Annotated in this window: 10 protein-coding genes; 4 read left to right on the forward strand and 6 right to left on the reverse strand. The window is 70.5% G+C overall.

What is annotated here, in order from left to right:
• Positions 1 to 767: 767 nt before the first annotated feature.
• Positions 768 to 1,532: a CAP domain-containing protein gene (locus tag WMF12_RS22190; protein ID WP_437873512.1), complete on the forward strand. Its 765-nt coding sequence runs from the start codon at positions 768 to 770 to the stop codon at positions 1,530 to 1,532.
• 35 nt (positions 1,533 to 1,567) lie between these two features.
• On the opposite strand, the gene WMF12_RS22195 is transcribed toward WMF12_RS22190, so the two are convergent.
• Complete coding sequence (locus WMF12_RS22195; protein ID WP_437767107.1) at positions 1,568 to 2,128, reverse strand: hypothetical protein; 561 nt, start codon at positions 2,126 to 2,128, stop codon at positions 1,568 to 1,570.
• Positions 2,129 to 2,403: 275 nt separating this feature from the next.
• Between WMF12_RS22195 and WMF12_RS22200 the strand changes: the two genes are divergently transcribed.
• Positions 2,404 to 3,423, forward strand: coding sequence for a lactonase family protein (locus WMF12_RS22200; RefSeq protein WP_437873514.1), 1,020 nt, complete (start codon positions 2,404 to 2,406; stop codon positions 3,421 to 3,423).
• Between the two features lie 255 nt (positions 3,424 to 3,678).
• Positions 3,679 to 4,233, forward strand: coding sequence for a hypothetical protein (locus WMF12_RS22205; RefSeq protein ID WP_437873515.1), 555 nt, complete (start codon positions 3,679 to 3,681; stop codon positions 4,231 to 4,233).
• Positions 4,234 to 4,350: 117 nt separating this feature from the next.
• Here WMF12_RS22205 and WMF12_RS22210 read toward each other — a convergent pair whose 3' ends face one another.
• Together WMF12_RS22210 and WMF12_RS22215 are read right to left on the reverse strand one after the other, a co-directional pair.
• On the reverse strand, positions 4,351 to 8,370 hold the full coding sequence (locus WMF12_RS22210; RefSeq protein ID WP_437873516.1) for a chemotaxis protein CheB: 4,020 nt from the start codon (positions 8,368 to 8,370) through the stop codon (positions 4,351 to 4,353).
• 228 nt (positions 8,371 to 8,598) lie between these two features.
• Entirely contained in the window at positions 8,599 to 9,759 is a 1,161-nt protein-coding gene (locus WMF12_RS22215) for a lysylphosphatidylglycerol synthase transmembrane domain-containing protein (protein WP_437873517.1), read from the reverse strand.
• Positions 9,760 to 10,075: 316 nt separating this feature from the next.
• Here WMF12_RS22215 and WMF12_RS22220 point away from each other — a divergent pair, with 316 nt between their 5' ends.
• Positions 10,076 to 11,365, forward strand: coding sequence for a PAS domain S-box protein (locus WMF12_RS22220; protein ID WP_437873518.1), 1,290 nt, complete (start codon positions 10,076 to 10,078; stop codon positions 11,363 to 11,365).
• Positions 11,366 to 11,418: 53 nt separating this feature from the next.
• Here WMF12_RS22220 and WMF12_RS22225 read toward each other — a convergent pair whose 3' ends face one another.
• From WMF12_RS22225 to WMF12_RS22235, 3 genes are read right to left on the reverse strand one after another with little or no spacing between them, the layout of a single operon-like run.
• A complete protein-coding gene (locus WMF12_RS22225) occupies positions 11,419 to 12,048 on the reverse strand; it encodes a hypothetical protein (RefSeq protein ID WP_437873519.1) in 630 nt (209 codons plus the stop codon).
• Positions 12,049 to 12,105: 57 nt separating this feature from the next.
• Entirely contained in the window at positions 12,106 to 12,924 is an 819-nt protein-coding gene (locus WMF12_RS22230; RefSeq protein WP_437873521.1) for a HugZ family protein, read from the reverse strand.
• 59 nt (positions 12,925 to 12,983) lie between these two features.
• Positions 12,984 to 14,813 (reverse strand): radical SAM protein, encoded by a 1,830-nt coding sequence (locus tag WMF12_RS22235; protein ID WP_437873522.1) that lies wholly within the window; start codon positions 14,811 to 14,813, stop codon positions 12,984 to 12,986.
• Positions 14,814 to 14,839 lie beyond the last annotated feature (26 nt).

A 14,839-nucleotide genomic window follows, 5' to 3' on the forward strand; every position in this document is an offset into this window, starting at 1 on the left:
GCGAGGCACCCGGGCGATCGAACAGCAACCCTCGGGCCAGGACCTGCAAAAGGGCATTCAGGCCCGTTCACGCGACGGCGCCGGTCGAGGGGCTTGTCGCCGGGCGTGACATGCCGCGCTCGCTCCGTGACATGTCACGCTCGCTCCGTGACATGTCACGCCCTCACCGTGACATCTCTTGCCGGGCTCCCCCGCGGTCGGCGGGAGCAGCAGTGAAGAGGACCGCCGCCCCGCAGGCTCTGGAGTCGACGCGGCCCCTTCGATGCATGAACGAGTCGTCGATCCAGCATCACTTTTCAGGAGGAAGCCGGCTCGCGTAAAAATGTTCAGTCAACCCGGGGCAGGTCCCGCGATCGGGACTTGACGTTTCCGAGACGTTTGGATTTCCTTCCATCATGAAGACGGCTTTCCCTCGCTTTCGACTCGTCGCATCGGCGGCGCTCCTCGTCGCGGCCGCCGCGTCCTGCAGCAGCGAAGATGCCGATCCTGGCACGTCAGGTTCGTCGGGCGGCTCACCGCCGGCCTCCGGGTCGGGCGGGACGGGTGGAACAGCCGCGAGCAGCGGCGGTGCGGGTTCAGGCTCGGGCGCCTCGAGCTCCGGAGGATCTGGCGGCAGCTCCACGGGAGGTTCGTCAGCGGTCGGCACGGGCGCAGGGGGCGGCGGATCGGCAGGCACGGCATCCGGGGGTTCGGGAGGGTCGACACCCGAGACGGGCGATCGCTCGCCGGAAGGCACCTGCGCGCGCTTCAACGCCGACACCGCCGACATGAGCGAGGGCACGTGGAGCGGCTCGCTGGATCCCGAGTGCGACCCGGGAGACATCTCTGCCGACGGTCGAGCGAACGCGCTCCGGCTCTTCAACCTGTACCGCTGGCTGGCGGACTTGCCCCCGGTCGTGACCGAGCCCACCCGCGACGTGCAGGCCCAGGCCTGCGCGCTCATGATGGACGCGAACAATGACCTCTCGCACGAGCCGCCGGAGAGCTGGAAGTGCTACTCGAAAGCAGGCGCGGACGGCGCGAGGACGAGCAACATCTCGAGTGGCCCCGGCGTCGCGAGCGTTCAGGGCTATTTGATCGACCCCGGGAACGAGACGACCTTCGGCCACCGGCGCATCATCCTTGCGAACGATCTCGGCCCGATCGGCCTCGGCTCGACCGGCAAGAACGGCGCCTCCTGCATGCAGAACATCGGAGGGACGGGGCGCGCCGGCAAGGAGTGGACGGCCTGGCCTCCGCCCGGGGTGTTCCCGATGCAGGCGTACGGCGACCGCTGGAGCTCACTCAGCGACACCGGCTGGTCGATTCAGAGCGAGGACATCGAGCTCGAGAACGCCGAGGTCACGATCACGAGCGGCGGAGCCCCTCTGGCCGTCGACGTGGAGCCGCTCCAGGGGCGCTACGGCTCCACGAACGCCATCCGCATCGTGCCGAACGGCTGGGACCCTGAAGCCGGCAACACCTACTCCGTGAGCGTCTCCGGAATCTCGGCGACCATCGCGTACGATGTCGTGTTCGTCGACTGCGAATAGAGGATTCTCGTTCCCCTTCAGCTCCGGCAAGAACATCATTTCGGGACCTTGACGTCGAGCTTGCCGAGGCGCGCGAGCAGCGGCCCCCGATCCTCCATGGCCACGCCGACGAGCCTCCGCGCAGACGCGTCATCGAGCTTCGGGACGGATCGCGCTGCGAATCGTGCCTCGTCCGCGGCGGGGACCTGGAAGATCAGGTGGTAGACGCCGCTGTTCGAGACCGCGAGCACGCGCTGCGTCTCCCCCAGGCCGAGCAATCGACAGAGCGCCGCGGCAAGGAATCCCGCGGCGGCGCGAGCGAGAGCGCCGCCGCGGAACGAGAGCGAGACGTGGTGCTCTCGTCCGGCCTCGCCAGCCTCGGCGACGGTATACACCACGGCGATGTCGGCGGACGTGATGAACGCATTGCCCTCGGCGAAGGGGTCCGCGGGCGGGCCCCCCCCGGGGCGCTTGAGCGCGGTGTCCTTGGCGCGGCCGAGCCCGCGCGAGAGCTCGATCAGGTGGTCCGGCGAGAACAGCCGATCGTAACGCGGCCGCTTCATCGCGAACCGGTAGATCAGGAACACAACGAGCCCGACGAGCAGCCATTTCAGCATCGGACCTTGCACCTCCGCGCCCAACCACCGAGACAGACCATCACGCCCGCGGGGAGCGGCTCATCGCCACAGCATGCGCCTTCTTTCGTCCCATGGCGAGGCATCGTGCCGGTCCTCGCACGATTCGTCCATGGGGTTTCCGCTGTGAGGTCGGGGGCCTGCCCGATGGCGCGCGTTGCCGCGACGCCGGGAGACGCGCCGCCCGGCGCGGGATCTGTGGCGCGAGGCCGGCCGGATGGTGGATACTGGCGCTGGCCTCCAGCCTCTTCGCCGCGATGATCCAAGCCGCCACCTACGTCTACGTCTCCAACGCCGAGAGCTGCGAGATCTCGGTGCTGCGCCTGGACCCCGCCGACGGGTCGCTGGCGCTGGTACAGGCCGTCGGCATCGAAGGCCAGGCCGGCCCGCTGGCGGTGTCGCCGGACCGACGCTTCCTCTACGTCGCGCTGCGCACCGAGCCCCACGCGGTGCAGAGCTTCGCGCTCGACGCGGCGAGCGGGCGGCTCGCGCCGCTGTCGGCGGCGCCGCTGCCCGACAGGATGTCGCACCTCATCACCGATCGCAGCGGGCGCCATCTCTTCGGCGCCTCCTACGGCGGCCACAAGACCAGCATCAGCCCGATCGGCAGCGACGGCACGGTGGGCGAGCCTGCCGCGGTGTTGCTCACCGGCCGCCATGCGCATGCCACGCTGGTGGATCCGTCGAACCGCTACGTCTTCGTCAGCGCCCTCGGCTCGGATGTGGTGGTGCAGTGGCGCTTCGACGCGGCCACTGGCCAGCTCACACCGAACGATCCGCCGGCGCTGCCTGTGCGTCCGCAGGCCGGCCCTCGCCACCTCGCGTTCGCTCCCGACGGGCGCTTCGTCTACCTGCTCAACGAGCTGGACGCGCGCGTCGACGTCCTGGCCTTCGACGCCGAGCGCGGGACGCTGGCGCCGGTGCAGAGCCTCTCCACGCTGCCCGAGGGCTTCTCTGGCAAGCCCTGGGCGGCGGACCTGCACCTCACGCCCGACGGCCGCTTCCTCTACACATCGGAGCGCACCTCCAGCACGCTGGCCGGGTTCAGCGTCGATGCGCAGACCGGCCGCCTGAGCCTGGTCTCACACGCGGCCACGGAACGGCAGCCGCGCGGCTTCCAGATCGACCCCGGCGGCCGCTGGCTCGTCGCCGCCGGGCAGCTCTCGCATGCGGTGCGTGTGCACGCGATCGACCGCGAGAGCGGCCGGCTCACCTCCTCGACGTCGTACCCGGTGGGCCGAGGTCCGCACTGGGTGGAGATCCTGAGCTTCCCCTGATCTGAGCGCCGCGCGCGCGATGACCCCGAGCTGGCGAAACTGGCGGCGCGGGTGGCGGCCGCCAGGTCCCGGAGCGCGGAGAGGGCCCAAAGGTCCCGCAAAAAGGCCGCGGCATACCGTTCGCAATAAGTGCCCACCGAAACGCCGCGAGGTCCGACCTCGCGCTGGTCCCCGCCGTTGCGGGACAGCGCGAAGCCCGGAAGCGGCGTGCTGGCCCGAGCCTGCGCCACGCACCGCGCTCGGATGGAGGCACCCATGTCGGTTCGTCATGCCATGTCCATGTTTCTCCCTGTCCTCGCACTCGCCTGCTCCACCGCGCAAGGCGCCACCCCGGGGCCACCGGAGAGCCCCCCACCGCAGCACGACGACGCAGCGGCGCCGGCCGGCTCGACGAGCGCGAAGAGCTTCGTCGACGCCGCGTCGTACTTCACCAGCTCGGAGGAGATCGACGCCTGGTACGGGCTGCTTCGCGAGCTGAACGACGACTTCGACGTCGTGTGCGGCGACACCTTCTGCGAGGGCGATTTCAGCAACTACATGCCGCTTCGATTCCGTTGCTCCGTCGAGGAGCACGCCGGGACGATAGGCCGCTGTGTGTGGGTCCTCGCCGCGAGCAACGAGGAGATCGTGGCTCCCACGGGCGATGTCGAGGTAGACGCGAGGATCTTCCTCTGCGAGATGCCCATCGCCCCGGACACGGCCGTGACCGACCTCGTCGAGGCGCTCTCGGCGGCGGCAGGTCGGGCGATCGACGCGGAGCTCCCCGGAACGGACCGCTCGCTCTACGACGGCCTCGTCGAATGCCTCTGACGGCCCGCCGGCGCCGGCCAGCTCGGTCGTCGAGCCGCGCCGGCGCCGCCTGACGCCCAGCGCAGACCGAAGCGCGCAGGCGAAACGAGCTGGTCGCTGGGCGAGGAGGCGTGGCGCTCAGGAAGGGCCCGCCGTGCGAGCGCTTCCGGCGCCGCTCTCGCCCGTCACCGGCTCGCCTTCGGCGAGCAGCCGCTTGAGCGTGGCGAGATCGACGGGCTTCACGAGGTGCTCGTCGAACCCGGCTCCACGCGCCCTCTCGCGGTCGCCCTGCTGCCCGTAGCCGGTGAGCGCGATCAGATAGACGTTCTTGTGCTGGGGTTTCTCGCGGACGCGGCGCGCGAACTCGAGGCCGTCGATCCCCGGCAGCCCGATGTCCACGATGGCCACGTGCGGGAGCACCTCGTCCATGAGCTCGATCCCCGAGATCCCGTGAGACGCCGAATGACACTCGAACCCGGCGCGCGAAAGGAGCGCGCAGAGCGCCTCGCGGCCGTCGTCGTTGTCCTCCACGACGACGACCCGCGATCTCCTGGGGAATTTCGCGAGGAGCGAGCCGCGCGTCGCCTCCTGCTCGGAGGACGGCTCGGAGATCGGCAGCCGCACCTCGAACTCGCACCCTTTGCCCTCTCCCTCGCTCCGCGCGCTCACGGTGCCGCCGTGCTTTTCGACGAGGCCTCGGACGAGGGTGAGCCCCACGCCGAGCCCTCCCGCCGATCGGTCCAGGGTGCGGCTCGATTGCACGAAGAGCTCGAACACCGTGTCGAGCATCTCCTTCGGGATCCCGACGCCGTCGTCCTTCACGCGGACCACCGCGTGTCCGTCCAGGCGCTTGGCCTCCAGGGTGACATGCCCCCCTCGCGACGTGTACTTCGCAGCGTTGTTGAGCAGGTTCACGTGAACCTGCTGGAGCCGCGCAGGGTCGCCCTCGACCCAGATCGGCTCGGGATCGACCACGACCGAGAAATCGACGCCGCGCGTGTCCATGAGGTTCGTAACCGCGTCGGCGGCGTCCTTCACCACCGTGCCGAGGTCGAGCACGCGCTTTCGAAGCTCGATCTTGTTCTGCGTGACGCGGCTCGCCTCCAGCAGATCGTCGAGCAGGCGCGCCATCTGCGCGGACTGACGCTCGAGGATCTGGACGACCTTCTCGTCGAGCCCGGACGCGCCGTCCGACGTGGAGCAGTCTTCCTTGAGCAGCGCCGTGGCGTGGACGATCGCGCCGAGAGGGTTGCGGAGCTCGTGCGACAGCATGGCGAGGAACTCGTCGCGCCTGCGTACGGCGTCCTTGATCTGTTCCTCCGATCGCTTTTGCGCGGTGACGCTCCGGAAGATCCCGATGATGCCCACGATGTGGCGCGCCGCATCGATGAGCGGGAGCCGCGTGACGAGGTCCCACTCCACGGCGCCGTCCTGCCGCACGCGCTTCTCCAGCTTGTAATGCTGCGCCTCGCCGGTCCGCAGCACCACCTCGTCCTGCTGGTGAACGGCGAGCGCCGCCTCGTACCCAGGCAGCTCGAAGCCGGTCTTACCCGCCGCTTCGCGCGGATCGGAGAGGCCGAGGCGCTCCGCCATGGCGTGGTTCGTGCGAATGAACCGGCCGCGCGCGTCCTTGAAGTAGATCGCGTCGGGCACGCTGCGGAGCAGGCTATTCAGGAGATAGCGCTCGTGGAAGAGCGCGTCCTCCGCCGCTTTCAGGCCGCTCACGTCGATGAGCGTGAGCACGACCCCCGCGATGGTGCCCTTGGCACGATAGGGGAGGATGCGAAGAAAGAACGAGCGACCGTGCCGGTCGCGCAGCTCGCGCTCCACGCGCTCCCCCGTCGCGAGCACGCGCTTGAGATCCGCGGTGAGCTCCGGGTGATCGACCGCATACGTGAACGTCTCGATCGGCCTGCCGACGTCCTGCAGGAGCAGGTTGAAGCTCTCCGCCATCTGCGGCGTGAATTTCCTGATCTTGAGCTCCCTGTCGAGGAAGATAGTGCCAATGTCCGTGCTCGACAGGAGGTTCTCCATGTCGTTTCCGAGCTCGGTGAGATCAGCGATCTTCCGCTGGTACTCCGCGTTCACCGAGTAGAGCTCCTCGTTGACGCTCTGGAGCTCCTCGTTCGTGCTCTGCAGCTCCTCGTTGGAAGCGAGGAGCTCCTCGTTCGCCGCCTGCAGCTCTTCGTTGCTCGCCTCGAGCTGCTCGGTCATCGCCTGCAAGGTCTGCTTCGTGTAACCGAGCTCCGCCTCGAGCGCGCCGAGCTGCTCGCGCGAGACGTCGTCCAGGTCGATCTCCTTCTCCGGCATCGCCGCCCGCCGCGGCGCCCCCTCGATCGCGTCGAAGGTGATGAGGACGTGGGGCAAGGTGCCTCGTCGGCTCTCGACCCGGCGCATCGTGATCTTGTAGACGCCGCCCTCCGCGTGCACCCCCTTGAACACGATCGCCGTGCGCTCCTTGATGACGCGCTGCAGGCCCCCCATCAGCACCATCTTGAGGTCGCAGTCCAGCATCTCGAAGGCGTCGAGCCCCTGTCTGCCATCCTTGACCTTCAGGAATCGGCTCGCGCCGCCGAACGCGTGGACGAGCTCCCCTGCGTCATTGACGAGGAGGCTCGGAGGCATGAACTCGTCGAGCAGCGCGTCGTAGGTCCCGAGCAAGTGCGACGCCGGGTGGCGCGCGACGGGCGCGGTGATGCCCGAGCGCGGGGCGCTCTGGCCCTTCGGCGATGCCGGCTGAAAGCGGGGCTCGACCTGCATCCGCCGGTCGCTGTACTTCCGGTAGATCCGCCATTGCTTGTCGACGATCTCGAAGTCGTGCGCGAGGTGCCCCGGGGTCTCGCTGGGCCCGAGGAGCACCACGCCCCCGCGCTTGAGCGCGAAGTGAAAGAGGCTCAGGACCTTCTGCTGCACCGCCGGCTGGAGATAGATGAGCATGTTACGGCAGCTGATGAAGTCGACCCGCGTGAACGGCGCGTCCTTGATCACGTTGTGGTGCGCGAAGACGACCGCCTGGCGGAGATCGGGGACAATCTGGTAGCTGCGTCCGCGCCGGATGAAATGCCGCTCGAGACGCTCGGGCGAGACGTTCACCACCGCCTCTTCCTCGTAGATCCCGCGCGTCGCGACCTCGAGCGATCCGTGGTGCACGTCGGTCGCGAAGATCTTGAACGGGCGGTGGCCACTCCGGGGCGTGAGCTCGTGGAGGAGGATGGCGAGCGAATAGACCTCTTCGCCCGTCGCGCACCCGGCGACCCACACGCGGAACGGGGCGTCGCGCGGTCCCGCTCGCAGGAGCTCGGGGAGCACCGAGCGCTCGAGGATGCCGAACGCTTCCTCGTTCCGGAAGAAGCGCGTCACGCCGATGAGGAGGTCACGGTAGAGCACGTCGAGCTCGCTCGACTTGCTCTTCAAGCGCTCGACGTACTGTTCGATATCGTCCGTATGCGCGAGCTGGATCCGTCGCTCGATGCGCCGGGTGACCGTGCTCGGTTTGTAGTGCGTGAAGTCGATGCCGAACTGCTCCTCGAGCATCCTGTAGACCGCGCTCATCCCCTGATCGACGCTGGCCGCGTCCCGCTCCGGCCGGCGCCCCTGGGACCTCACGTGCTCGAGGAGGACGCGCGGCATGTCCTGGGGAGGCAGGACGCAGTCGGCCACGCCGGCGTCACGCGCGGTCTTCGGCATTCCATCGAACTGCGCGCTGTCGACGTCCTGCACGACGACCAGCCCGCCGGCCTCGTGGACCGCGCGGATCCCCCGTGAGCCATCGCTCCCACCCCCGGAGAGGATCACGGCGATCGCCCGCGGGCCGCAGTCCTGCGCGAGGGATCGAAAGAACACGTCGATCGGCAGCGCGAGCTCCTGGTCGCGGTCCCTCTCGCTGAGGAGGAGGCGGTCGCCGGAGATGATCATCTCCTTCTTCGGCGGGATCAGATAGATGTGGTCGGGCTCGACCGGCATGCCGTTCTCGACGAGGTGGATGGGCAGCTCGGTGCGGCGCCCGAGGATCTCGTCCATCAGGCTCTTGAAGTCTGGCGACAGGTGCTGGACCACGACGAAGGCCATCCCGCTCTCCTTCGGGATGTTCTCGAAGAAGTGCTCGAGCGCCTCGAGCCCCCCCGCCGAAGCGCCGATCCCCACCACGTAAGGCGCCACGGCTGGCCGGGCTGCGCGGGTTCTTGTCTTTGTGGCATCGCGCAGCTCGCGCTCGGTCGACATGACCGACCTCGACGGCAGCAAGCATGCCCAGGCTGTGGCCGCTGGCGAGCGCCTTCACCTGGGCCAAAATCCCCGGAATTCAGGCGGAGGGCGGACGTCGGACGTGTGACAAATTGCCTCGCTGCGCGCCACATGTGGTGGTCTTGCGGCGTCGCGACGGCCTCGTCATCTCGTCACCACACCGTCTCGTCCTCTCGTCGCCTTGCTTCCCGCCATGGGGGCGGGCGCCGGGCGGAAGGCCGCCCGGCCGCCGAAGAACACCAGCAGGCCGAGCGCTATCCACACGAGCTCCTTGGCGCGCTTGATGAGGACGAAGGCGGCGCCCACCGTGGCGGCGGCGGGCACGCCGAGCGCGGTCAGGAAGGCGACATAGCCGGCGTCCTGCACGCCGAGCCCGGCAGGCACCATGAAGGCGGCGGCGCGGAGGAGCGCGAGGACGACCTCGAACGAGAGGACCTCGGAGAGCGAGACGTCGACCCCGAGGAGCCGGAGGAAGAAGTACGTCTCCGCCCCCTCCGCGAGCCACATCCCGAGCAGCAGCAGCGCCGCCGCGGCGAGCGCAGCGCGACGCTCCCCGAGCGCGGCCGCGTGCCGGTCGGTCGCGGAGAAGGCCGCGGCCCTCGCGTCGATATAGGCCTTCACGCGCTGGCCGGGCAGGCGCTTGAGCCACGCGAAGACCCGCGACGCGACCGTGCCCGAGAGGAGCGCGCCCCCGAGCGCGAGCGCCACGGCGAGCAGGCCGAGCCCCGAGAGGACCACGAGCCACGGGAGCCCCGGCCCGCCGATCAGGGGGCGCGAGGCGCGCTCCAGGTGGCCAAAGCCGAGCGCGAGGGCGATCGCGACATACGCCGCGTTCGCGAGGACGATCAGCGCCCTGCGCGCCGCGATGCCGGCGACGCCCTGCGGCCCCGGGATCCCGCACCACCGGTGCAGCAGATAGAACGTGACCGACTCGGAGAGGGCGGCGCCGGCGGGGACGCTCATGTTGAGCGCCTCGGTCGACAGCGTGAGCGCGAGATACCGGGAGAACGGCGCGTGGCGGCCGGACGCGGGGTTGCGCGTGCGCGTGTCGAAGACGCGCCGGCTCGCTTCGGCCTGGAAGAGCCGCGCGACGAGGTTGGGGACGAGGGCGAGCGCCATCATCGGCGCTCCCACTGAGGCGATGAGCGCCGCGACGCTCGGGAGATCCGCGCCGCGCAGCGTGCTCCAGAGCGCCGCCCCCGCGACGGCGACCCCGAGCCACCTCAGCGCGACGGCGCCCGCGCCCGGGCGGGCTCGCGCCCCGGGGAGAGGCTCATCGTGGGCGTCACGGGCAAGGAAGGTCATCGCACGTTCGCGCTCCGGCGCCGGCCGAGGGCCTAAGGTTGAGGGCGAGTGCTCGTATCGCGCAGGCGCGTCGCGCGCTGATGTCATGGGCGCAACGCCGCGGCGACACGTCGCGGCACGCCGCGACAAGCGCGGCGGTGCGTCGAGCTCGTCCGCTCCGGTCGAGCGCGCCCGACGCGCCCGGGCAGCCGACGAGCGCGCGGCTTGACGCCGGGATCGGCTATCGTCCTGGTTCGTTGGAGACGCGCGGGAGGGGAGAGCGGCTCCTCGGCGGGGTGGGAGGGGGGCGGCCAGAAGGATGGAAGGAAGAGCGAACGTGGAGACGGATCAGGACAGCATCGAGCGGTTCCGGGTGGAGAACGCTGGATTGCGCAAGGAGATCGACAGGCTCCATGAGCAGCTGGGGCGCCAGGAGGAACGGACGCGGCTGATCCTGCAGGCGGCCGGCGAGGGATTCCACGTCGTCGGGATGAACGGCGAGATCCTCGACTGCAATCCATCCTTCGCCGGCATCGTGGGTTACGACCGGAGCGAGCTCCTGACGATGAACATCGGCCAGATCGACCCGCGGCCGCCGCACGAGGTCGTCATGGTCATCGAGGAGATCAAGGCCAAGGGGTCGCTCCGCTTCCTCGCGAGGCACCGCCACAAGGACGGCCACCTGATCGACGTCGAGGTGAGCTCTCACCTCGTCCAGAGCGGTGATGAGCAGTTCTTCTCGGCCTTCTCGCGCCCCCTCACGGAGCAGCTGAAGCGCGAGCAGGCGCTGCGCGAGAGCGAGCAGAAGTTCCGGGCGATCTTCGACGAGACCTCGATGTTCATCGGCCTGCTCACCCCGCACGGGGACCTGATCGAGTGCAACCGGACGATGGCCGATTTCACCGGGGCGCGGCCGGGCGAAGCGCGCGGCGGGCCGCTCTGGCAGGCGCCGTTCTGGGTCGGCGGAGCGAGCGCAGGGGAGCGGATCAGGGAGTGCGTCCGCCGGGCGGCGGCGGGCGAGCCGTCGTCGTGCGAGGTGAAGATCCACGGGCCCGGCGGGCGCGTGGCGACGCTCGACCTCAAGATGAAGCCGATCCTCGACACGCTGGGCCAGAGCGTCCTCCTGATCGCCGAGGGCTACGACGTGACCGAGCTCCGGCGGGCCGAGGCGGAGCGCGCGGCGCTTCAAGCGCAGATGATCGACGCGCAGGAGGCGACCATCCGGGAGCTCTCGACGCCGCTCATCCCGCTCGACGCGGGGATCCTGGTGATGCCCCTCGTCGGGCGGCTCGACCGGGTACGCATCGAGCAGCTGCTGGAGCGCTTGCTCCAGGGGGTGGTGGCGCAGCGCGCGGCCACGGTCATCCTCGACGTCACCGGCGTGCCGGTGGTGGACGCCGAGATCGCGGACTCGCTGATCAGAGCGGCCCAGGCGGTCAAGCTGCTCGGCGCGGAGGTCATCCTCACCGGCGTCGGCCCCGAGGTGGCGCAGACGATGGTGAGTATCGGCATCGACCTCCGGGAGATCGTCACGCTGAGCTCGCTCCAGAGCGGGCTCCACCACGCGCTGGGGCGCTCGCGCCGCGGCGGGAGGAGGTCGAGCAGCCCGCGGCGCCGCGACGGGTGACGGGCTGCGGAGCTCCTGCCCGGCGGGGCGTCGCCGTCAGGATCGCGCTCGGGTCAGCGGCGGATCGGCTCGGCGAGCCAGCGGACCAGCGCATCGCCGTCGAGATCGAGCAGGGCATCGTCGAAATCGCCCAGCCCGATGGCCTGTGCGCGCTCGACGATCGAGCGCTCCTCCTCGGCTGTGGGCCGGCGCCCGACCCGCCGCGCGAAGAGGCGGCCGAGCAGCTGGGCGATGGCCTGCTGCTCGGCCTCCCGCACGCGCTCGTCGAGCGCCTCTCTCATCCACGGTACGCTCCAGAGCAGGTCCTTCTCCGTTTCCCTGTCGTCCATCAGCATGACGATCTCCTTCCGCAGATTGTGTCTCCAGGGGTCGATGGCCGCCATGACGAGGAGCGCTGTATATAACTCGACCCGCTCCTCGCCGGTCGCTGCCCGCGCGTGGATCTCTGCGACGACCTCCCGCATCGCGGCGGCGGTGGCGTCCCGGGCAAGCGGGGCGAACACGAGCCAGAACACGCTGCCGCGCGCCCTGAGCTCGGCGACCGTGCGCTGGTAAACCGCGTCGATGCGGAAGCGCGCGCCGCTGAACCGCCGCTCCCGCCAGGCGGTGCGGCGCGTCCCTGTCGCGGGCAGGCGCTGCCTGCGGCCCGAGAGGACCACGGCGACGCTCTCGATGGGCGGCACCGGCTCTCCGGGGGCCTCGCGCCGGCGGCGGCAGGACAGCGCCCGCGCGGCGCGCCGCTAGGCGGTGCGGCCGCGGGCCTCGCGCACCAGCGCCACCATCGCCTTCCGCACCTCGTCCGCCCTCGATACGGGCGCGTCGAACGGGAGGCGTGCCGCCTTCGGCCCCGCCGGCGTGATGATATCCAGCTCGAAGCCGTAACGATCGACCGAGGTCATCGTGGCGCCGGTGGCGTCCTTGATCCCGGCGAGGACCTTCGCGTACGCGAGGACGGCGTCGGCGTGATCGGTGTTCATGTGCTCGAGGATGCCCGCGGCGTCGGCGGCGAGCGGATCGGGCTCGGCGGCCGCGTACGCGTCGGCCTCGACCCAGGACATGCGGCCGAAGCCGCCGACGTAGCGGATCGACACCGGGTCGAGCCGGTAGAAAGAAAAGTCCGTGAAATCCACGTAGTACGACGCACGCGGGTGCGTCGCGAGGAAGCTCGTCCGGGCGGCGGCCGCCTCCGCGCCTTCGAGGGGGCGGCACGGGCCGATCAGGGTCATCCGGCCGAGCGCGAGCGGGTCGGCCAGGCCCTCGGCGGGCTCGGCGAGGAGCAGCGACGCCTCGGCGCGGACCTTGAGGTTGCCAGTGTGCTCGGCGAGCGCCGAGAGCAGCAGCAGCGGGCGCCCGTGCGCGTCCACGGTGACGGCGACGAGCGAGCCGTACGGATAGCCGGCGGGATCCCGCGCGAGCGTGCACAGCGTGGCGGCGCGGGCCCGCTGCGCCAGCGTGCGGCAGCGCTCGGAGTGGCTCGGCGCCTTCGCGCCCTGGAGAGGTGGATCCGCCGCCGGCTCCGGGCCGGCGCCGGGGCGGCCGTGGTCTGTGCTCGTCGACATGGAAGGGCGGGTAGCACGCCGGGAGGGCCGGAGGAACCGGGGCGCCGCGCCGCCCGGCGCTACGACGGCAGCACCCGGAGCCGCCCGCGCTGCGCCGCTGCGTCGCGGCCGGCGGCCTCGGCCGGACGCACAGGCGCGGGCCGTGCCACGGCCTGCGGCCACACGGCGAAGTCCTCCGGCAGCGGCCCCGGGAGCGCCGGCTGCGCCGTCCGCTCCAGGAGCTGGAAGTCGCAGCGCGCGACGAGATCGAGCGGGAGCCCCTTGCCCGGCCCGCCCTTCGCGAACCACGCGCGCGCCGCCTGCACGTTGCGGATGAGCACCGCGTGCTGCGGGTCGCGCTTCGCGGCCGCCGTGAAGTGATCCTGCATCGCCTGCCAGTCGCGCCGGCCCGCCGCGACGCACGCGAGCGCGTTGAGCGCGAGCCCCGGCAGCGGATGGCCGAGCTCCAGCGCGCGCGCGGCGTGCCGCTCCGCGAGGTCGAGCTGCCCGGCGTCGAGGTAGGCGACGCCGAGCTCCAGGTGCGCCGCGTGGTGATCGCCGAGAAGCTCGAGGATCGCCAGGCGCTCCCCCACCCCCTCGCGGTAGAGCTCGCGCAGCCCCTTGTTCCGCTCGAACCAGGCGCTCATCAGCGCCGTGTCCTCCTCCGAGGCGTCGAACGGCGTCTTGAGCTCCTGGAAGTCGCCGCGGAAATAGACGTCGCGCTCCAGCCAGCCGGCCGCCTCCGCGTCGTCGAAGTCGCGCGTGCCGGGGTAGATGGACAGGCACGAGAAGATGTACTGGTGCGGCCTCGCCGCCTCCAGGAACGCGAGCGTCTCCCGGAACGTCTCCGCCGTCTCGCCGCGGTTGCCCAGCATCATGTAGTAGCGGACCTGGATCCCGTACTTCTTCGCGAGCTCTGTCGACTCGATGATCTTCTTGACCGTGATCTTCTTGTCGATGTTCTTCAGGATGGACGGCGAGCCCGACTCGACGCCGAGGCTCAGGCGCTGGCAGCCGGCGAGGCGCATCTCGCGGAGCAGCTCCTCGCCGAGGACGTCGACGCGTGTGTCGCAGCTCCACAGGAAAGAGATCTTCCGATCGCGGATGCCGCGGCAGATCTCGATGACGCGCTTGCGGTTCGTCGTGAAGGTGTCGTCCTTGATCTGGACCATCTTCACCGGCAGCTTCGCCACGGCGGCCTCGATGGAGTCGAGCACGTAGGGCACCGACTGGCCCCGGAAGCCGCGGCCCCAGGTCGCCTCGGCCCCGCAGAACGTGCACGCCCAGGCGCAGCCGCGCGAGGTCATCACGATGTGCGTGGCGAAGTGATCGTGCGGCGACGCGAGCGCGTCGAGCTCCTCGATCGCGGGCCGGGGCGGGCCGAGCTCGACCCGGCCGTCGACGCGGTACGCCGTGCCGGCGACGCCGAGCGCGGGCCGGCCGGCCTCGAGGCGCTCGAGGAGCTCGAGGAACGAGTGCTCGCTCTCGCCAAGCGTCACCGTGTCGATCTCGGGGTGGTGCCTCAGCATCTCGGCCGCGAGCGGGGTCGCGTGCGGCCCGCCGACGACGATGTGCGCCCCGGGGTGGAGCCGCCGGATGCACCGGGCGGTGAGCGCCACGCCGCGCCGGTTGGCGGTCCAGCACGACAGGCCGAACACGTCCGCGCCGAGCTCGCGCACGACCCGCTCGACCTGCGAGAACGGGTACGACGAGAGGTTCAGCACCTTCACCTGATGGCCCGCGCGGAGGGCCTGCGCGCCCAGCGAGAAGAGCCCGTACGGGGTCTGGTGGAAGTCCGGGTCGAGGTCGCCCTCGCGGTACTCGGCCGGCGGGCCGTCGCCGCTCGTGTCGGGCGCCTCCCCGGGCGCGGGGATCTTCCAGGGCGGTGGGTAGAGCAGCGCGATGCGCATCGATCCTGCCTTTCCGGTGCCGTCCG

Source organism: Sorangium sp. So ce363, from assembly GCF_051520435.1.
GTDB lineage: Bacteria > Myxococcota_A > Polyangia > Polyangiales > Polyangiaceae > Sorangium > Sorangium cellulosum_B.